The 18,620-nt window shown below is 67.6% G+C and carries 20 protein-coding genes, 1 pseudogene and 1 riboswitch; of the genes and pseudogenes, 10 read left to right on the top strand and 11 right to left on the bottom strand.

Features of this window, described 5'->3' with window-relative positions; translation table 11 throughout:
• Positions 1-48 precede the first annotated feature (48 nt).
• Both ACSFBM_RS14005 and ybeY read left to right on the top strand, forming a co-directional pair.
• Positions 49-996: a PhoH family protein gene (locus ACSFBM_RS14005; RefSeq protein WP_435484886.1), complete on the top strand. Its 948-nt coding sequence runs from the start codon at positions 49-51 to the stop codon at positions 994-996.
• 1 nt (position 997) lies between these two features.
• On the top strand, positions 998-1,465 hold the full coding sequence (ybeY, locus tag ACSFBM_RS14000) for an rRNA maturation RNase YbeY (RefSeq protein WP_435436805.1): 468 nt from the start codon (positions 998-1,000) through the stop codon (positions 1,463-1,465).
• Positions 1,466-1,473: 8 nt separating this feature from the next.
• On the opposite strand, the gene dtd is transcribed toward ybeY, so the two are convergent.
• Both dtd and ACSFBM_RS13990 read right to left on the bottom strand, forming a co-directional pair.
• Complete coding sequence (dtd, locus tag ACSFBM_RS13995; RefSeq protein WP_435484885.1) at positions 1,474-1,917, bottom strand: D-aminoacyl-tRNA deacylase; 444 nt, start codon at positions 1,915-1,917, stop codon at positions 1,474-1,476.
• Complete coding sequence (locus ACSFBM_RS13990; RefSeq protein ID WP_435484884.1) at positions 1,914-2,831, bottom strand: cation diffusion facilitator family transporter; 918 nt, start codon at positions 2,829-2,831, stop codon at positions 1,914-1,916. The genes dtd and ACSFBM_RS13990 overlap by 4 nt, the downstream gene beginning before the upstream one ends.
• A 157-nt stretch (positions 2,832-2,988) precedes the next feature.
• On the opposite strand from ACSFBM_RS13990, the gene ACSFBM_RS13985 reads away from it, so the two are divergent.
• Together ACSFBM_RS13985 and ACSFBM_RS13980 are read left to right on the top strand one after the other, a co-directional pair.
• Positions 2,989-3,489 (top strand): FecR family protein, encoded by a 501-nt coding sequence (locus ACSFBM_RS13985; RefSeq protein WP_435484883.1) that lies wholly within the window; start codon positions 2,989-2,991, stop codon positions 3,487-3,489.
• Positions 3,486-4,109 (top strand): OmpA family protein, encoded by a 624-nt coding sequence (locus tag ACSFBM_RS13980; RefSeq protein WP_435484882.1) that lies wholly within the window; start codon positions 3,486-3,488, stop codon positions 4,107-4,109. The genes ACSFBM_RS13985 and ACSFBM_RS13980 overlap by 4 nt, the downstream gene beginning before the upstream one ends.
• 21 nt (positions 4,110-4,130) lie before the next feature.
• Here the strand turns inward: ACSFBM_RS13980 and tyrS are convergent, their stop codons facing one another.
• The gene (tyrS, locus tag ACSFBM_RS13975) at positions 4,131-5,363 is read right to left on the bottom strand and encodes a tyrosine--tRNA ligase (protein ID WP_435484881.1); all 1,233 of its coding nucleotides are present in this window, start codon (positions 5,361-5,363) and stop codon (positions 4,131-4,133) included.
• Between the two features lie 159 nt (positions 5,364-5,522).
• Between tyrS and ACSFBM_RS13970 the strand changes: the two genes are divergently transcribed.
• The gene (locus ACSFBM_RS13970; RefSeq protein WP_435484880.1) at positions 5,523-6,869 is read left to right on the top strand and encodes a M23 family metallopeptidase; all 1,347 of its coding nucleotides are present in this window, start codon (positions 5,523-5,525) and stop codon (positions 6,867-6,869) included.
• A 23-nt stretch (positions 6,870-6,892) separates the two neighbouring features.
• Positions 6,893-8,017, top strand: coding sequence for an anhydro-N-acetylmuramic acid kinase (locus tag ACSFBM_RS13965; RefSeq protein ID WP_435484879.1), 1,125 nt, complete (start codon positions 6,893-6,895; stop codon positions 8,015-8,017).
• Between the two features lie 11 nt (positions 8,018-8,028).
• Here ACSFBM_RS13965 and mdtD read toward each other — a convergent pair.
• The 4 genes and pseudogenes from mdtD to rplM form a co-directional block, all read right to left on the bottom strand.
• Positions 8,029-9,507 (bottom strand): annotated as a pseudogene (mdtD, locus tag ACSFBM_RS13960) (multidrug transporter subunit MdtD); the annotation flags it as partial.
• Positions 9,508-9,564: 57 nt separating this feature from the next.
• Positions 9,565-9,930 (bottom strand): iron-sulfur cluster insertion protein ErpA, encoded by a 366-nt coding sequence (gene erpA / locus ACSFBM_RS13955; protein WP_007827949.1) that lies wholly within the window; start codon positions 9,928-9,930, stop codon positions 9,565-9,567.
• Between the two features lie 232 nt (positions 9,931-10,162).
• Positions 10,163-10,555 carry a 30S ribosomal protein S9 gene (gene rpsI, locus ACSFBM_RS13950; RefSeq protein ID WP_007827948.1) on the bottom strand — a complete coding sequence of 131 codons (393 nt, stop codon included), beginning with the start codon at positions 10,553-10,555 and terminating at the stop codon, positions 10,163-10,165.
• Between the two features lie 12 nt (positions 10,556-10,567).
• On the bottom strand, positions 10,568-10,999 hold the full coding sequence (gene rplM, locus ACSFBM_RS13945) for a 50S ribosomal protein L13 (protein ID WP_013543664.1): 432 nt from the start codon (positions 10,997-10,999) through the stop codon (positions 10,568-10,570).
• Positions 11,000-11,219: 220 nt separating this feature from the next.
• On the opposite strand from rplM, the gene ACSFBM_RS13940 reads away from it, so the two are divergent.
• Positions 11,220-12,173, top strand: a complete 954-nt coding sequence (locus ACSFBM_RS13940) for a 23S rRNA (adenine(2030)-N(6))-methyltransferase RlmJ (protein WP_435436797.1) — start codon at positions 11,220-11,222, stop codon at positions 12,171-12,173.
• A 42-nt stretch (positions 12,174-12,215) separates the two neighbouring features.
• On the opposite strand, the gene ACSFBM_RS13935 is transcribed toward ACSFBM_RS13940, so the two are convergent.
• From ACSFBM_RS13935 to ahcY, 4 genes are all read right to left on the bottom strand, one after another.
• On the bottom strand, positions 12,216-12,830 hold the full coding sequence (locus tag ACSFBM_RS13935) for a septal ring lytic transglycosylase RlpA family protein (RefSeq protein ID WP_435484878.1): 615 nt from the start codon (positions 12,828-12,830) through the stop codon (positions 12,216-12,218).
• 89 nt (positions 12,831-12,919) lie between these two features.
• Complete coding sequence (metF, locus tag ACSFBM_RS13930) at positions 12,920-13,744, bottom strand: methylenetetrahydrofolate reductase [NAD(P)H] (RefSeq protein WP_435484877.1); 825 nt, start codon at positions 13,742-13,744, stop codon at positions 12,920-12,922.
• A gap of 10 nt (positions 13,745-13,754) precedes the next feature.
• Positions 13,755-14,573, bottom strand: coding sequence for a TlyA family RNA methyltransferase (locus ACSFBM_RS13925; RefSeq protein ID WP_435484876.1), 819 nt, complete (start codon positions 14,571-14,573; stop codon positions 13,755-13,757).
• Between the two features lie 72 nt (positions 14,574-14,645).
• Positions 14,646-16,085: an adenosylhomocysteinase gene (gene ahcY, locus ACSFBM_RS13920; RefSeq protein ID WP_435484875.1), complete on the bottom strand. Its 1,440-nt coding sequence runs from the start codon at positions 16,083-16,085 to the stop codon at positions 14,646-14,648.
• Between the two features lie 74 nt (positions 16,086-16,159).
• Positions 16,160-16,228, bottom strand: a riboswitch (S-adenosyl-L-homocysteine riboswitch).
• A gap of 118 nt (positions 16,229-16,346) precedes the next feature.
• On the opposite strand from ahcY, the gene ACSFBM_RS13915 reads away from it, so the two are divergent.
• The 3 genes from ACSFBM_RS13915 (at position 16,347) to ACSFBM_RS13905 (ending at position 18,594) form a co-directional block, all read left to right on the top strand.
• Entirely contained in the window at positions 16,347-16,988 is a 642-nt protein-coding gene (locus ACSFBM_RS13915) for a hypothetical protein (protein WP_435436793.1), read from the top strand.
• A 165-nt stretch (positions 16,989-17,153) separates the two neighbouring features.
• Positions 17,154-17,651, top strand: a complete 498-nt coding sequence (phaP, locus tag ACSFBM_RS13910) for a TIGR01841 family phasin (RefSeq protein ID WP_435484874.1) — start codon at positions 17,154-17,156, stop codon at positions 17,649-17,651.
• Between the two features lie 16 nt (positions 17,652-17,667).
• Positions 17,668-18,594, top strand: coding sequence for an alpha/beta fold hydrolase (locus ACSFBM_RS13905; protein ID WP_435484873.1), 927 nt, complete (start codon positions 17,668-17,670; stop codon positions 18,592-18,594).
• The last annotated feature ends 26 nt before the right edge of the window (positions 18,595-18,620 follow it).

Below are 18,620 nucleotides of genomic sequence, written 5' to 3'. Positions count from 1 at the left end.
ACGGCTGGTCTTGCATAGGTCTGCCAAATAGATGGAAATGGATATCGAGTGATTCTGCGACACACCTTTACCCCCCTGAACAACGCGCGCCTCGGCCACCTGTGCGGACCGTTGGACGCGCACCTGCGCCGCATCGAGGAAGCCCTGGGCGTGAAGATCGCCCACCGCCACGAGCAGTTCAAGGTCGACGGCCCCAAGGCCACGGCGCGGCGCGCCATGGACGTGCTGCAGGCGCTCTACGAAATAGCCCAGCGCACGATCGACCCGGCCGTGGTGCAGCTCACGCTGGCGGGCGACGGTTCGATGACCGAGGGCGACGACGACGCGGCCATGCTGGTCACCCGCCGCGCCGACCTGCGCGCGCGCACGCCCACGCAGGCGCTCTACCTCGACAACATCGCCAAGCACGACATCACCTTCGGCATCGGTCCGGCCGGCACCGGCAAGACCTACCTGGCGGTGGCCTGCGCGGTCGATGCGCTGGAGCGGGCGTCGGTGCAGCGCATCGTGCTGACGCGCCCGGCGGTGGAAGCGGGCGAACGCCTGGGCTTCCTGCCGGGCGACCTGACGCAGAAGATCGACCCGTACCTGCGCCCGCTGTACGACGCGCTGTATGACCTGATGGGCCACGAGAAGGTGCAGAAGGCCTTCGAGCGCAACGCACTCGAAATTGCCCCGCTGGCCTTCATGCGCGGGCGCACGCTGAACAACGCCTTCGTGATCCTCGACGAGGCGCAGAACACCACGCCCGAGCAGATGAAGATGTTCCTCACGCGCATCGGCTTCGGCGCGCGCGCAGTGGTGACCGGCGACGTGAGCCAGATCGACCTGCCCAAGCAGCAGCTGAGCGGGCTGATCGATGCGGAGCGCGTGCTCAAGCGGGTGAGCGGCATCGCCATCACCCACTTCACGAGCGCGGACGTGGTGCGGCATCCGCTGGTGGCGAAGATCGTGGACGCCTACGACGGCCAGCGCAAGCGGACGGGGGTCCACTGAGATGGCGGCATCCAGGCTTCCGGCGCTGTCGCTGTCGCTGCAGTTCGGCCGTTTCAAGGGCGTGGAGCGCCACCGCGTCGCCCTGCCGCGCCACAGCGTGACGCGCTGGATTCGCCATGCGCTGGACATCGACGGCGAGATCACCGTGCGCATCGTCGATGCCGACGAAGGCCAGCGCCTGAACCGCGAGTTTCGCGGCAAGGACTACGCGACCAACGTGCTCACCTTCGACTACGCGCAAAGCCCGCTGGTGATGGCCGACCTGGTGCTGTGCGCGCCGGTGGTGGCGCGCGAGGCGAAGGAAAACCGCAAGACCCTGGCCCACCACTACGCCCACCTGCTGGTGCACGGCACCCTGCATGCGCAGGGCTGGGACCACGAGACCAGCGAGGCCGACGCCGACGAGATGGAAGCCTACGAGATCGAGATCCTCGCGGAAATGGGCATTCGCAGCCCGTACGGCAAGTAAATCGACAGCTACGCCGTCATCTGCAGCGGGATGGTGACGGGGCCGTCGTTGAGCAGGTGCACCTGCATGTCGGCGCCGAACTCGCCGGTGGCCACCACCGGGTGCGCGGCGCGCGCCTGCGCCACGAAATAGTCGTAGAGCCTGCGGCCTTCGTCGGGCGGCGCGGCCTGGGTGAAGCTGGGGCGGTTGCCGCCGCTCACGTCTGCCGCCAGCGTGAACTGGCTCACCACCAGCAGGCCGCCGCCGATGTCCTGCACGCTGCGGTTCATCTTGCCGGCGTCGTCGGAAAAGATGCGCAGCTTGAGGATCTTGGCGAGCATGCGGTCGGCCAGCGCGTCGGTGTCGCCGCGCTCGGCGCACAGCAGCACGAGCAGGCCCACGTCGATGGCACCGACGGTGCGCCCGGCAATGTCGACGCGTGCGTTCGATACGCGTTGCAGAACAGCTTTCATGAAGGGTGATGTTCCCCGGCCTGGGTGGCGCGGGCTTCCATGGTGAGTGGCAGGAGCTGGATGGTGACGCGCAGGCCGGGCACGGCGTCCATCAGGGCTTGTTCGAGTTGGTCGCGCATGTGGGCGGCGTGCAGCAGGGTCCAATCGCCGGGCACGTGCATGTGCAGGTCGGCAAAGCGGCGCTGGCCGGCGCTGCGGGTCACCATGTCGTCGAAGCGCAGTTGCGGGCCCTCGGGCACACGGGCGACGAAGGTGTCCAGCGTGGCGCGCACGGTGGCGAGGGTCTCGGGGTCGAGGGCTTCGTCCATCAGGCCTTGCGAAGAGCGCCAGACCAGCTTGACGCCCTCGCGCACGATGTTCAGCGCCACGCCGATGGCCAGCAGCGGGTCGAGCCAGAGCCAGCCGCTGAGCTGCACGCCGACGATGCCGACCACCACCGCGGCGGAGGTCCAGACGTCGGTCATGAGGTGGCGCCCGTCGGCCTCCAGCGCGATCGAACGGTGCACGCGTGCCGCGCGGAACAGCACGTAGGCCAGCCCCGCGTTGAAGCCCGAGCTGACCACCGACAGTGCCAGGCCCAAGCCCACCTGCTCGAGCGGCTGCGGGGCCAGCAGGCGCTGCACCGAGACCCAGAGGATCGCGATGGCGGCGCCCACGATCAGGATGCCTTCGAAGCCCGAGGAGAAGTACTCGGCCTTGTGGTGGCCGTAGGGATGGTCGTCGTCGGCGGGGCGCTCCGCGATGGTCACCATGGCCAGCGCGAACATGGCGCTGGCCAGGTTGACGAAGGACTCCATCGCGTCGGAGATGAGGCCCATCGAATTGGTAAGGTAGCCTGCGTAGCCCTTGAGCAGAATGGTGAGCAGCGCGACGGCCACGGATACACGAAGCAGCGCCTTGGGTGAGAACGTCATGCGAAATCCATCGGGAAATTGGGCAATACGCCACGCGAAAAGCGGTAAAAGGCCGCAGGAGCCGGCTGAATTATTGGCGCCGTGTCCATATGTAACGCCTTCGCTCTAATATTTCTGACTATTGCGACACATTCTTTCGCAAAGGAACCAGCTTCAGATGATGAAAAACTTCCTGCCCGCCTTGTGCGGCCTCGCCATTGTCGGCTCGGCGGCGCTGGCCCAAGCCCAGACACCGACGCCAGCCGCCCCCGTGCCGGCCGCTGCGAAGGCAGACCTCCAGGCGGGCTTCGTGAAGTCCGTGCGCGGCAACGTGCAACTGCTCAGCGGTTCGGGCGCCACGCGCGCCGCCAGCCCGGGCGACCCCATCGGCGCCGTCGACCGCATCGTGACCGGCCCCGACTCCTCGGCGTCGGTGGTGCTGCGCGACGACACCACGCTGGTGGTTGGCCCGTCGTCGCGGCTGGACCTGAAGGAGTTCCACTTCGACGCCACGACGCACGAAGGCGGCATGCTGCTGTCGCTGCTGCGCGGCTCGATGCGCATGATCACGGGCCTGATCGGCAAGACCAACCCCGACGCGGTGCGGGTCGAGACGCAGACGGCCACCATCGGCATTCGAGGCACCGACTTCATCGTGCAGGCGGACGGCCAGCCATGAAGACGATATCCCTGAAATTTCGCGGCGCATCCCTGCTCGCAGCCGCGCTGATGGCCCTGCTGCTGGCCGCCTGCTCCACGCCCGGTACCCGGGTGGTGCTGCTGCCCCAGGCCGACGGCAAGCCCTCCGCCGTGGTGGTGCGCGCCAAGGAAGGGGAGGAAACGCTCTCCACCCCCTACCAGCGCGCCACGGCTGCCGTGGGTGCACGTGGCGCCCCGGTCGTCGACCAGGTCGATCCAGCCAAGCTCCAGGCCGACAACAAGCCGCTGTTCGACATGCGCCCGCCCCTTCCGCAGCGCTACACCGTGTACTTCGAGCTCGGGGGCACCACGCTGACGGCCGCGTCGCAGCAGGTCATGACCGAGGCGATGGCCGCGGCGCTGGCGCGCAGCGGCAGCGACATCGTGGTCACGGGCCACACCGACACCAAAGGCAACGGCGAACAGAACGACCTGCTCTCTCGCCGCCGGGCACAGGAAGTGGCCCAGCTCTTCATCGAACGCCAGTTCCCGGCCAACCGCATCGAGGCCGTGGGGCGCGGTGAACGCGAACTGGCCGTGCCGACCGCCGACGAGGTGGACGAGCCGCGCAACCGGCGCGTCACCATCGAGGTGCGTTGACCGGTCGTTCGACCGCGCGGGTCAGCTCAGCGTCACGCGCGCGAACTTGCGCTTGCCGACCTGCACCACGTAGCTGCCGGCCGGCAGCTTCAGCGCCTTGTCGCTGACCACCACCGAATCGACCCGGACGCCGCCGCCTTCGATCAGGCGGTTGCCGTCACCCGCCGAAGACGCCAGGTTGGCCTGCTTCAGCAGCTGGGCGATGCCCAGCGGGGCGCCCGACAGCGACACCTCGGCAATCTCGTCCGGAACGCCGCCCTTGCTTCGGTTGATGAAATCCTGCTCGGCCGTCTCGGCCGCCGCCGCGCTGTGGAAGCGCGCGGTGATTTCCTTGGCCAGCGCCACCTTGGCGTCCTTCGGGTTGCGCCCGCCCGCGATCTCGGCCTTCAGCGCCGCGATCTGCTCCAGCGACTGGAAGCTCAGCAGCGTGTACCAGCGCCACATCAGGTCGTCGGAAATCGACAGCACCTTGGCGAACATGGTGTTGGCGTCTTCGCTGATGCCGATGTAGTTGTTCTTGCTCTTGGACATCTTCTCGACGCCGTCGAGGCCTTCCAGCAGCGGCATAGTCAGTATGCACTGCGGCTCCTGGCCGTATTCCTGCTGGAGATGGCGCCCGACCAGCAGGTTGAACTTCTGGTCCGTGCCGCCCAGTTCGAGGTCGCTCTTGAGCGCCACCGAGTCGTAGCCCTGCATCAGCGGGTAGAGGAATTCGTGCACCGAGATCGACTGGCCGGCCTTGAAGCGCTTGTTGAAGTCGTCGCGCTCCATCATGCGGGCCACCGTGTACTTGGCGGCCAGCTGGATCATGCCGCGGGCGCCCAGCGGATCGCTCCACTCGGAGTTGTAGCGGATCTCGGTCTTCTCGGGGTCCAGCACCAGGCTGGCCTGCTTGTAGTACGTCTGGGCGTTGGCCTCGATCTGCTCGCGGGTCAGCGGCGGGCGCGTGTTGTTGCGCCCGGAGGGGTCTCCGATGGTGCTGGTGAAGTCGCCGATCAGGAAGATCACCCGGTGGCCCAGGTCTTGCAACTGCCGCATCTTGTTGAGCACCACCGTGTGGCCGATGTGGATGTCGGGCGCCGTCGGGTCCAGCCCCAGCTTGATGCGCAGGGGGGTTCCGGTGGCTTCCGAGCGCTGCAGCTTGCGCACCCACTCGTCCTGCGGCAGGAGCTCGTCAGCGCCCCGGAGGGATATTTCGAGCGCGCGTCCTACACTATTTGAGAGGGTATTGGATGTAACAGATTCGGCGTTCATGGGCTTTTTTAGCTGACTTTGGGGGTGCCGAAGCTATACTCAGCCCGACTTTTCAAGCGCCGAATTCTAAGCGGCGCTTCTTCCGCACCGTCTGCTGCCGCCCTGAACGTACTGGGCCTTGCTGCACGGTTTTGCAGAACCTGAGCTGGAATTCAAAGTTTGATCAACGGCATTCTTGCCGCCGAGGAGCTCTTTGCTTCTCGCGTGGCCTATACCTTCCGGACGTACCCCAAGCAGATCACCGCGGTCATCGCGGCCGCCCTGCTGAGCGCCGGTACGCTTGCGGTGGCATCGCTCGGCCCGGACGCGTCCGACCTCCCGGTGAAACAGATCCTCGAAGCGACGGCACCCGTGTCGTTCGCCGACCAAAGCGCGTCGCTGGAAAACTTCAGCTTCACGCTGTTCCGCACCGACGTCACCCGCTCGAGCGACACGGCCGAGGCCCTGCTGAAGCGCCTGGGCATCGCCGACCCCGCCGCCACCGCCTTCGTGCGCGGCAGCGCCGACGCGCGCAACGCCCTGTTCTCGCGCGCCGGCCGCACGGTGACGGCCGAGGCCACGCAGGAAAACCAGCTCAAGAAGCTCAGCGCCCGCTGGATTCCCGACGGCGACGGCGGCTTCAAGCGCTTCGTCATCGAGCGCACGCCCACCGGCTTCGCCGGCGTGACCGAGCGCGACGCGCTGACCCCCGGCACGCGCCTGGCCAGCGGCACCATCCGCACCTCGCTGTTCGCCGCCACCGACGACTCGCGCATTCCCGATGCGGTGGCGAGCCAGCTGGCCGACATCTTCGCGGGCGACGTCGACGTGCGCGCCCTGCGCAAGGGCGACCGCTTTGCCGTGGTCTACGAGACCTTCGAAGCCGACGGGCAGGCGCTGCGCAGCGGCCGCGTGCTCTCGGCCGAGTTCGAGAACAACGGCAAGATCCACCAAGCCGTCTGGTTCCAGCCCCCGGGCGCCAACCAGAAGGGCAGCTACTACCGCCCGAACGGCGACAGCCTGCGCAAGGCCTACCTGGCGACGCCGGTCGAGTTCTCGCGCGTGTCCAGCGGTTTCGCGATGCGCATGCACCCGATCCTGAACAGCTGGCGCCAGCACAACGGCATCGACTACGCGGCGCCCACGGGCACCTCGGTGCGTTCGGTCGGCGACGGCACGGTCGACTTTGCGGGCACGCAGAACGGCTACGGCAACATCATCATCATCAACCACCGCAACAACCAGCAGACGGCGTATGCGCACCTGAGCCGCATCGACGTCAAGGCCGGCCAGAGCATCAGCCAGGGCCAGGCCATCGGCGCGGTGGGTTCCACGGGCTGGGCCACCGGCCCGCACCTGCACTTCGAATTCCGCGTGGGCGGCGTCTACCAGGACCCGGCTTCCATCGCGCAGGAAGGCGGCGCGCCGATCACCGCGGCGTTGCGTCCGGCCTTTGAGCGCATCGCCGTGGGTGCGCGCACCGAGCTGGCGGCGGCTTTCTCCGTCATCCAGGCCAGCGCCGACTGAGTTTTTTCAACACCGACCCACGCATGGCTGCCGACCTTTTCATCGGCCTGATGTCGGGCACCTCGCTCGACGGCGTGGACGGCGTGCTCGCCGACTTCTCCGGCGGCCGCATCGCGGTACAGGCCTACGCCACGGCCGGGTTTCCCGTCGCACTGCGCGCGGAACTGATGGCGCTGAATACGCCCGGCGACAACGAACTGCACCGCGCGGCACTGGCCGGCAACGCGCTGGCCAGTGCCTATGCCGGCGTGGTCCAGCAGCTGCTGGCGGACAGCGGCATCGCCGCCGGGGCGATCACCGCCATCGGCGCGCACGGCCAGACCGTGCGCCACCGGCCGCTCGAGTTCGACGAGGTGGGCTATACGGTTCAGCTGAACAACCCCTCCCTGCTGGCCGAACTGACGGGCATCGACGTGGTCGGCGACTTCCGCAGCCGCGACCTCGCCGCCGGCGGCCAGGGCGCGCCGCTGGTGCCGGCATTTCACCGCGCCCTGTTCGCCCGCCCGGACGAGAGCGTCGCGGTGCTGAACATCGGCGGCATCTCCAACCTGAGCCTGCTGCCGGCCGCCAACGCACCCGACGGCGCCCTCGTGCGCGGCTTCGACTGCGGCCCGGGCAATGCGCTGATGGACCACTGGTGCCAGACCTACCAGGGCCAGCCTTTCGACCGCGGCGGCCAGTGGGCGGCCAGCGGACAGGTGCTGCCCGAGCTGCTTGCGCTGCTGCTGGCCGACGCGTACTTCGCCAAGGCACCGCCCAAGAGCACCGGGCGCGACCTGTTCAACCCGACCTGGCTGGCCGCACAGCTCGGCACCACGGCGGTGGCCCCCGCCGATGTGCAGGCGACGCTGGCTGAATTGACCGCTCAGGCTTGTGCAGCGGACCTGTTGCGCTACGGAAAAGAGAGCAAGCTGCTGATCGTCTGCGGCGGCGGCGCACTGAACGACCACCTGCTCGGCCGCCTGCGCGCGCTGCTGCCCGGCGTGGACGTGGTGGCGTCGACCGACCACGGCCTGCCGCCCCAGCAGGTCGAGGCCGCGGCCTTTGCCTGGCTGGCGCGCGCCGCAGTTCGGCGCGAGCCGGGCAACCTCGCCAGCGTGACGGGCGCGCGCGGCGCGCGGGTGCTGGGCGCGATCTACCCCGCCTGAATCCGCTTGCTTCAGCCCTGGCCGGACACCTCCGGCTGCGCCGGGTGCGCCGCCCGCGATTCCGACGGCAGGTGCCAGAAGATCAACGCCGAGGCCACCGTGATCAGCCCCATGCTCGCGAAGGTTGCCTGGAAGGCGTCCAGCGTGTGCGCCGCAGAGTCGGAGCCGAAGATGCCGTTGTAGCCCGCCAGGGTCGCACCCGCGGCGGCCACGCCCAGGCTCATGGCCAGCATCTGCACCATCGACAGCAGGCTGTTGCCGCTGCTGGCCATGCTGCCGTCCAGGTCCTTCAGCGTGATGGTGTTCATGGCGGTGAACTGCAGCGAATTGACTGCGCCGAACGCCAGCAGCTGCAGCACGTGCAGCGCCATCGGCTGGCCCGGCGCCGTCAGGCCGAAGCTGGCCATGGTGCAGCCCACGAGGATGGTGTTGACCACCAGCACGCGGCGGTAGCCGTGGCGCGTGATCAGCGGCGTGGCGAAGCGCTTCATGGCCATGCCGGCCAGCGCGATCGGCAGCATCATCAGCCCGGCGCGCACCGGCGAGTAGCCCATCGACACCTGCAGCAGCAGCGGCACCAGGAACGGCATGCAGCTGCTGCCCAGGCGCGAGAACAGGTTGCCGATGAGCCCGATGCTGAGCGTCTGCACATGGAACAGCGACGGTGCGAACAGCGGCTCGGGCGTGCGCGAGGCGCGCAGCCAATAGCCTGCGATGCTGGCGAAGCCGAAGATCAGCACCACCATCACCCCGCCCTGGCGCAGGCCCAGCTCGGAGACGCCGTCCAGCGCCAGCGAGATCGCCACCATGCCGAAGGCCAGCATGGCGTAGCCGACGCTGTCGAAGCGCTTCTGCACCGCGCCGCGCAGGTCGGGCATGTACTTGAGCGTGGCAAGGCAACCCAGCAGCCCCACGGGCACGTTGATCAGGAAGATCCAGTGCCAGGAGGCGTACTGCACCAGCCAGCCGCCCAGCGTGGGGCCCAGCAAGGGGCCTATGAGGCCCGGAATGGCCACGAAACTCATGGCCTGGAGGAACTCCCCGCGCGGCACCGTGCGCAGCAGCGCCAGGCGCCCCACGGGCAGCAGCAGCGCGCCGCCCAGGCCCTGCACCACGCGCGCGGCCACCAGTTGGCCCAGGCCGTGCGACAACGCGCACAGCACCGAGCCGGCGGCGAACAGCACGATGGCGCAGAAGAAGATGCGCCGCGTGCCGAAGCGGTCGGCGATCCAGCCCGAGGCGGGAATCAGCATCGCCATGGTGAGCGCATAGGCCACCACCACCGACTGCATGCGCAGCGGGCTCTCGCCCAGGCTCGCGGCCATGGCCGGCAGCGCCGTGTTGATGATGGTGGCGTCCAGCGTCTGCATGAAGAAGCCGACGGCGACGAGCCACAGCAGGCTCTTGCGCACGGGATCTACAGGCGCGGGGGCGGTTTCAGCCTCGGAGGTCATGGGCAAGCGGAGAAAAGCGGAGAAAAGAAGCGGGAACGAAAAAGCCGCCCGGAGGCGGCTTTCTGGGGAGGCTGGGTCAGCAGCATCCGGGCATCAGGCCGAGAAGCTCGATCCGCAGCCGCAGGTGCTGGTGGCGTTCGGGTTCTTGATGACGAACTGGGCGCCTTGCAGGTCTTCCTTGTAGTCGATCTCGGCACCCACCAGGTACTGGTAGCTCATGGCGTCGATCAGCAGCGACACGCCGTTCTTGGTCATGGTGGTGTCGTCTTCGTTCGTGATTTCGTCGAACGTGAAACCGTACTGGAAGCCGGAGCAGCCGCCACCCTGCACGAACACGCGCAGCTTGAGGTCGGGGTTGCCTTCTTCGGCGATCAGGTCGGCCACCTTGGCTGCCGCACTGTCGGTGAAGACGATGGGCTCTGGCATCTGGGTCTGGATGTTTTCGGCTACGGCGCTCATGGGGTGATAACTCCTTGGGGCCGAACAAGCGGCCAATGGAACCAATGCTACTGCAATGCCGCAATTTCGGCAGGCGGGGTGTGGCGTGCACCCCAACGCAAGTGGGGTCGGATGCGTCGATGGCAACGAAAAAGCCGCCCGAAGGCGGCCCTTGCATTGAAAAAGCTGCTCGAGGACGGCCCTTGCATTGAAAAAGCCGCCCGAGGGCGGCTTTGTGTTCGCAGTGAACAGATCAGCGCTTGCTGAACTGCTTGCGACGACGGGCGGAGTGCAGACCGACCTTCTTACGTTCGACTTCACGCGCATCGCGCGTCACGAAGCCGGCTTGGCTCAGCACGGGCTTGAGCGTTGCGTCGTAGTCGATCAGCGCACGGGTGATGCCGTGGCGCGTGGCGCCGGCTTGACCCGATTCGCCGCCGCCGTTCACGTTGACCATCACGTCGAAAGCTTCGAGGTTGTTGGTCAGCGCCAGGGGCTGCTTGGCGATCATGATCGAGGTTTCACGGCCGAAGAACTCTTGGATGTCCTTGCCGTTGACCGTGATCTTGCCGGTGCCTTTTTTCAGAAACACGCGGGCGACGCTGGATTTGCGACGGCCGGTGCCATTGTTCCATTCACCAATCATTCTCAAGGCTCCTTACAGTTCCAGCACTTTGGGCTGTTGGGCGGTATGCGGGTGCTCTGCGCCACCGTAGACCTTGAGTTTCTTGATCATCGCGTAGCCAAGCGGACCCTTGGGCAGCATGCCCTTGACGGCCTTTTCCAGGGCACGGCCCGGGAACTTGGATTGCATGTCGCGGAAGTTGGTGGCACTGATGCCGCCCGGGTAGCCCGAGTGACGGTAGTACACCTTGTCGATCGACTTGGCGCCGGTGACGCGCAGTTGCGCGGCGTTGATGATGACGATGAAGTCACCGGTATCGACGTGAGGCGTGTAAATGGCCTTGTGTTTGCCGCGCAAACGGAGAGCAACTTCGCTGGCTACTCGTCCGAGGACCTTGTCGGTCGCGTCAATCACAAACCACTCGTGCGTCACGTCAGCGGGCTTGGCGCTGAACGTTTTGGTCATGAGTTTTTCTCTTGAAAAGAGGGTTTGGCGAGCCCTTTTCCACGGTCGGCGTTCCTCTGATGGGAATCTCTTAGGTGGGTGAACCCCGCACCGCAAAACGGTTCGGGAGACTTCGCCGCGGGGCTACAAAAACGCTGCGAAGCCCTCGATTATATAAAGAATGGCCTTGCGGTGGCAAATTTGCATATGCGCGCCCCAACACCGTTACCATTCCCACCCTATGTTCAGTTACCGCCACGCCTTCCATGCCGGCAACCACGCCGACGTGCTCAAGCACACGGTGTTGATTGCCACGCTCGATCACCTGCTTGAAAAAGAGGCAGCCCTGACGGTCGTCGACACCCACGCCGGCGCCGGCCTGTACCGCCTTGACGGCGACTACGCAGGCACCAGCGGTGAGGCTGCCGAAGGCATCCTGCGCCTTCTTTCAGGCAAGAAAGAGCCCGCAACGCACGCGCCCGCTGCGAAGTCTGCTACCAAAAAGGTAGCTCCCGAGGCGCAAGCCCCGCTGGCCGACGCCATCGCCCGCTACCTGAGCGTGATCAGCGACTTCAACCCCAACGGCGGCGCACGCGTCTACCCCGGCTCGCCGTTCATCGTGCAGCACCTGCTGCGCGACCACGACAAGCTCAAGCTGTTCGAGCTGCACCCGACCGATTCGCGCACGCTGGACGCCAACATCGCCCAGCTCGAGGCCGGCCGGCAGATCGCCGTGATGAACGAAGACGGCTTCGGCAGCGCCACCAAGTTCCTGCCGCCGCCCTCGCGCCGCGCGCTGGTGCTGATGGACCCGAGCTACGAGATGAAGACCGACTACGGCCGTGTACTCGACTTCGCCGCCGAGGCGCTCAAGCGATTCGCCACGGGCACCTACGCGGTCTGGTACCCGATCATTCCGCGCCCCGAGGCGCACGACCTGCCGCGCCGCCTGAAGACGATGGCGACCAAGGCCGGCAAGTCGTGGCTGCACGCCACGCTGACGGTCAAGTCGAGCAAGATCACCAAGGACGCCGCCTCCGGCGAAACGCAGCGTCCGGGCCTGCCGGCCAGCGGCATGTTCCTGATCAATCCGCCCTACACGCTCAAGCCGCTGCTCGCGGCGGCGCTGCCCCAGCTGGCGGAGCGCCTGGGACAGGACCGCAACGCCACCTTCTCGCTCGAGTCGGGCGGCTGAGCCCGAGCCCGAGCCCGAGCCCCGCAGGCTTCGTTTACCGAGTCATCTGCGCTGACGCGCCGGAACGAGCGCCTTGCGCCGCGCCGGCACCTGCACCCTGGCACGCTGCTGCGGCTCGGCCGCCGACGCCACCGGCGCCTGCGCATCACCCGGCTCCACCTGCAAGCCACCGCAGCGCATGCCGTCGTGGTCCACGATGGTCAGCGCCACCTGCTTGATGCCCAGGCCGGTCAGGCCGATGCGGTCGGCCGCGGCGCGGCTCAGGTCGATCACACGGCCCATCGCATAGGGGCCGCGGTCGTTGATGCGCACCAGCACCTCGCTGCCGTTGACGAGGCTGCGTACGCACACGCGCGTGTTGAAAGGCAGGGTCTTGTGCGCCGCCGTCATGGCGGTCATGTCGAAGCGCTCGCCGCTGGCGGTCTTGCGCTGATGGAACTGGATGCCGTACCACGAGGCGCCGCCGCGCTCGAAGATGTCGCGCGGTCCGGCGTCGCCGGGCACGCCGTCGTCCGGCGTCAATTCGTCAGCGCCGGAGACGGCGAGGTCGTAGCGCACCGACGGCACGTTGGAGCGTGGCGCGGCACCGGGCGGCACCGCCAGCGCGCGCGGCAGCGGTTGCAGCTTGCCGCCTTCGGCGTCCGTGGCCGGCGGCATGGCGCAGCCGGCGAGCGCACAGCTCGCCGCCACGAAGACGAGGCGAAGCGCCCCGCGCAACGAGGCGGCCGCGCCTGCCGCGCTCCCTCTCAATCGAGGCGCTCCAGCACAGCCAGCGTCGCCGCCGACTGGTTCATCGTGTAGAAATGCAGCGCCGGCGCACCGCCGTCGCGCAGGCGCTCGCACAGGTCGGTCACCACGTCCAGGCCGAAGGCCTTGATCGACGCGATGTCGTCGCCATAGGCCTGCAGCCGCAGGCGCACCCAGCGCGGGATCTCGGCGCCGCAGGCGTCCGAGAAGCGCATGAGCTGCGTCGAACTCGTGATCGGCATGATGCCCGGCACGATCGGCGTGTCGATGCCCAGCTTGCGGGCGTCGTCGACGAAGCGGAAGTACGCCTCGGGCGTGAAGAAGTACTGCGTGATCGCCGAATCGGCGCCGGCCTTCACCTTGGCGGCAAAGGCCTGCAGGTCCGCTTCGGGCGAGCGGGCCTGCGGATGGATCTCGGGGTAGCAGGCCACCTCGATGTGGAAGTCGCGGCCGGTTTCCTCGCGGATGAAGGCGACGAGGTCGCTCGCGTACTGGAATTCACCGCCGATGCCGTAGCCGCTGGGCAGGTCACCGCGCAGCGCCACCAGGCGCTTCACGCCCATGGCCTTCAGCTCGCCGAGCTGCTCGCGCACCGTGGCGCGCGTGGCGCCAATGCACGAGAAGTGGCTCGCGGCGTCCACGCCCTCGGACAGGATCTCCTGCACCGCACCGAAGGTGCCGTGGTGCGTGGAGCCGCCGGCGCCGTAGGTGACCGAGCAGAACTGCGGCTTGCGCACATACAGCTGCTGGCGCGCGGCGCGCAGCTTGACCGCGCCTTCGGGCGTCTTGGTCGGGAAGAATTCGAAACTCAGCGGAAGGCGCACCTGCGTCTCCTTAGGAACCGTCGCTCGCCTTGGCAGCGCGCACGGCATGAATGAAAAACTCGCGGTTGCCGTCGCCCCCGGCGATCGGGCTGTCGAACCAGCGCAGCACACGCAGATCGAGCGCCTCGCAGGCGTCGTGCAGGCGCTTCTCGACCACCGGATACATCGATTCGTCGCGCACGATGCCGCCCTTGCCGACCTGGCCGGGCTGCAGTTCGAACTGCGGCTTGACCAGCATCAGCAGCTGGCCGTCGTCGGCCAGGAACTCGACCACGGCAGGCAGCACCAGCGTGAGCGAGATGAACGACAGGTCGCCGACGATCAGGTCGAAACGCGGATCGGCGGGCTGCTCGGACGCCTCGGCCTCTGCGCCCTCGTCACCGTCTTCATGCAGATCGTCCGCCGACAGCGCACGCGCATTGACACCCTCGATGGCCACCACGCGCGCGTCCTCGCGCAACTTCGCATGCAGCTGCCCGTGGCCGACGTCGACGCCGACCACCTTCGCGGCGCCGCGCTGCAGCAGGCAATCGGTGAAGCCGCCGGTCGACTGGCCCACGTCGAGGCACAGCTTGCCGGCCGGGTCGACGCCGCTCACCGCCAGCGCGCCTTCGAGCTTGAGCCCGCCGCGCGACACGTACCGGGCCTCGGCCGCATCGGCCAGCTCGAGCTCGGCCGATTCGGGCACTTCGTCCTTGTTCTTGACGACCTGGCGCCACGCGTCGCTCGTGCCCGCATCGCGCCAGCGCATGCCGCCGGCAATGAGCCGCACGGCCTGCGAACGCGACGCGGCCATGCCGCGCTCTACCAACAGTTGATCAGCGCGCATGAGCGAAGCGCCGGGCCGCCCCAAGCAAGCTCGCACCGCAGTGCGAAGCACGGAGGTTTTTCATTGCGCTGATCAATACCGGTACGTGTCGGGCTTGTACGGGCCGTTCTTGCTCACGCCGATGTAGGCGGCCTGCGCGTCGGTCAGCTCGGTCAGCATGGCGCCGACCTTCTTCAGGTGCAGGCGAGCCACCTTTTCGTCGAGGTGCTTGGGCAACACGTAGACCTTGCCGGCTTCATAGGCGTCGGGCTTGGTGAACAGCTCGATCTGGGCGATGGTCTGGTTGGCGAACGACGACGACATCACGAAGCTCGGGTGGCCCGTGCCGCAGCCCAGGTTCACCAGGCGGCCCTTGGCCAGCAGGATGATCTTCTTGCCGTCCGGGAAGGTGACGTGGTCGACCTGCGGCTTGATTTCTTCCCACTCGTACTTCTCGATCGACGCGACGTCGATCTCGTTGTCGAAGTGGCCGATGTTGCAGACGATGGCCTGGTCCTTCATGGCGGCCATGGTGTCGTGCGTGATGACGTCCTTGTTGCCGGTGGTCGTCACGAAGATGTCGGCCTTGTCGGCGGCGTATTCCATCGTCACGACCTTGTAGCCTTCCATGGCGGCCTGCAGGGCGTTGATCGGGTCGATCTCGGTCACCCACACCTGGGCGCTCAGTGCGCGCAGTGCCTGGGCCGAGCCCTTGCCCACGTCGCCGTAGCCAGCCACGCAAGCCACCTTGCCGGCGATCATCACGTCGGTCGCGCGCTTGATGCCGTCCACCAGCGATTCGCGGCAGCCGTACAGGTTGTCGAACTTGCTCTTGGTGACCGAGTCGTTCACGTTGATGGCGCGGAACTGCAGCGTGCCCTTGGCCGACATCTCGTTCAGGCGGTGCACGCCGGTGGTCGTTTCCTCGGTCACGCCGATGATCTCGGCGGCCTTGCGGGTGTACCAGGTGCTGTCCACGGCCAGCTTGGCCTTGATGGCGGCGTAGAGGATGCGTTCTTCTTCGCTGGTCGGGTTGGCGAGCACGCCCAGGTCCTTCTCGGCGCGCTGGCCCAGGTGCATCAGCAGCGTGGCGTCGCCGCCGTCGTCCAGGATCATGTTCGGGCCTTCGCCCTTCGAACCCTTGGGGCCGAAGTCGAAGATGGCGTGGGTGTAGTCCCAGTAGTCCTTGAGCGACTCGCCCTTGATGGCGAACACCGGCGTGCCGGCGGCGGCGATGGCGGCGGCGGCGTGGTCCTGCGTCGAGAAGATGTTGCACGAGGCCCAGCGCACTTCGGCGCCCAGGGCTTGCAGCGTCTCGATCAGCACGGCCGTCTGGATGGTCATGTGGATCGAGCCCGTGATGCGCGCGCCCTTGAGCGGCTGCGCCTTGGAGAACTCTTCACGGATGGCCATCAGGCCGGGCATTTCGGTTTCCGCGATGCGGATTTCCTTGCGGCCCCAGGCGGCGAGGGACAGGTCGGCAATCGCCTGGTCGGCGGTGGACACGGGGGTGGGCTTGAGAACAGCGCTCATGAGAACTCCAAAACTGGTTTGAAAGATGCCACTGCGTTCGGGGGTCTGACGGAAAAAGGACTCACCGCGAGAACAGCGGATGAGCGTGGTTGCGATGTGGTCCGAGCCTCACGCCTGACGGCGCTGCAACGCTCCTCGGAACGGCGGATTGTAGACGCGGCGCCCCGGCCCGCCAATCGCTCGGGTATCTCACATCACGGAAAGCGCGTTCTGCCGCACAGGCGTACATTGGCTCGCACCCAACCACGGAAGCCCCCGCCCATGTCGCTCACGCACTCCAGAATCCCCTCGGCCCTGCTTGCCGCAGCCGCCCTCGTCGCCACGGCCAGCGTCCCGGTCCTTGCCGCCGCGCAGAACGCCGACCCGGTGCGCATCCGCGGCACCATCGTGCGCGTCGACGCCAAGACCCTCGTGGTCCAGGACCGCGGCGGCGAGGTCGTCAGCCTCGCACGCCCGGCCGACATGCCGGTGTCGGAGGTCTACCGCATCAAGCTGTCCGACATCAAGCGCGGCAGCTTCATCGGCACCGCCGCCATGCCGCAGCCCGACGGCACGCAGAAGGCGATCGAAGTGGTGGTGTTCCCCGAGGCCGCGCGCGGCACGGGTGAAGGCCACAGGCCGTGGGACCTGCTGCCCGACAGCACCATGACCAACGCCACCGTCGCCGACCTGGCCGCGGCGCCGAAGTCGGTGCGCGGCGGGCAGCAGATGCGCCTGACCTACAAGGGCGGCGAAAAGACCGTCATCGTGCCGCCCGACGCTCCGGTGGTCACCTTCCGCCCCGGCACCGACGCACTGCTCGTGCCCGGCGCCAAGGTGATGGTGAATGCGCAGGAAAAGAACGGCACGCCCACGGCGCTGCGCGTCACGGCCGGGCGCAACGGCTTCGCGCCGCCGATGTAACCGGCACGCGGGGCAGGCGCCCCGCATCCGAGGGAAACCCCGCAGGATTTTTTGTCCGGGCGACAGGCTCGGGCGGCCCTGTGCGGCGTATCGTGGCGTCGGACTCCGGCCGCGAGGCAGGTTCCAGCCACCCATCCGTTCACCCGACACAGGAGATTGCGCACCATGGCCACTGCCAAGAAAGCCGCCGCCAAGAAGACCCCCTCCAGCAGCGAGAGCACCGCGGGCGCGAAGCAGGCGATGCCGAACGCCGCGGACATGCTCAATCCGCTGAAGGGCATGGCCGACCGGCTGCAGAACCTCAACCTGACCGGCGGCGCCGGCAAGCTGCTGGACAGCGGCCGCAAGGACCTGCAGGCGGTCATGGAAGCCAACGAAAAGTCCTACCAGGGCCTGCAGACCGTGGTGCAGCGGCAGACCGAGATGATCAAGCACGCCATCACCGAATGGCAGAGCGTCGCCAAGGGCATGCCGGGCAAAGACCCGAAGGAAAACTTCGCCAAGCTCGACGAACTCGGCCGCCAGTCGTTCCAGCGCGCCATCGACGACATCAAGGAACTCGCCAACCTCGCGGCCAAGTCGCAGGCCGACGCGTTCGACGTGGTGCGCCAGCGCATCCAGTCCAACGTAGACGAAGTGACCAAGCTGCTGCAGCGCAAGTAAGCCGGAACCCGCCGCCATGCCCCCGGCAGCAGCCCCGCCGCCCATCGAGCGGCGCACGCGCGTCAACGGCATCGAACTCGCCTGGGACAGCTTCGGCGACCCGGCCGCCACGCCGCTGCTGCTGGTCATGGGCCTCGGCGCCCAGATGGTCGCCTGGGACGACGCGTTCTGCGCGCGGCTCGCCGAAGCCGGCCGCCATCGCGTGATCCGCTTCGACAACCGCGACATCGGTCACTCGAGCTACCTGACCGAGCTCGGCGTGCCCGACATCCAGCTGCTGATGCACCAGGCCATGGCCGGCCGGCCGCTGCAGGTGCCCTACACCCTGCGCGACATGGCCGGCGACTGCGTCGGGCTGCTCGACGCGCTGGGCATCGCGCGCGCCCACGTCGTGGGCGCCTCCATGGGCGGCGCCATCGGGCAGGAGCTGTGCATTCACCATGCGCATCGGATGCTGTCGTTCACCAGCATCATGTCGACCACCGGCAACCCGGCCCTGCCGCCGCCCACGCCCGAGGCGATGGCGGTGCTGTTCTCGCCCTCGCCGACCACCTTCGAGGCCTACCTGCCGCACTACGCCAAGGTGTGGCGCGTGCTGCGCGGGACCGCGGACTTTCCGCTCGACGAGGCGCGCGACACCGAGCGGGCCCAGCTCGTGTTCCTGCGCGGGCTCAACCCGCCCGGCGTGGCGCGCCAGTTCGCGGCCATCCTGGCCTCGGGCAACCGCAAGCCCGCGCTGCACGACGTGCAGGTGCCCACGCTGGTGATCCACGGCGAGGCCGACCCGCTGGTGCCGGTGGCCTGCGGCGTCGACGTGGCCGATGCGATTCCCGGCGCAACGCTGCTGCGCATTCCGCGCATGGGCCATGCGCTGCCGATTCCGATGTGGCCGCAGATCGTCGACGCCATTGCCGCGCACACGGCGCGGCACCTGGACGCCTGAGCCGGTCGCCCGGACTGCTTTGCCTC

This window comes from Variovorax pasteuri, from assembly GCF_051216435.1.
Classification (GTDB): Bacteria; Pseudomonadota; Gammaproteobacteria; order Burkholderiales; family Burkholderiaceae_C; genus Variovorax.
Note: the sequence above shows the minus strand (reverse complement) of the source record. Positions and strands in the feature narration are given on the sequence as shown.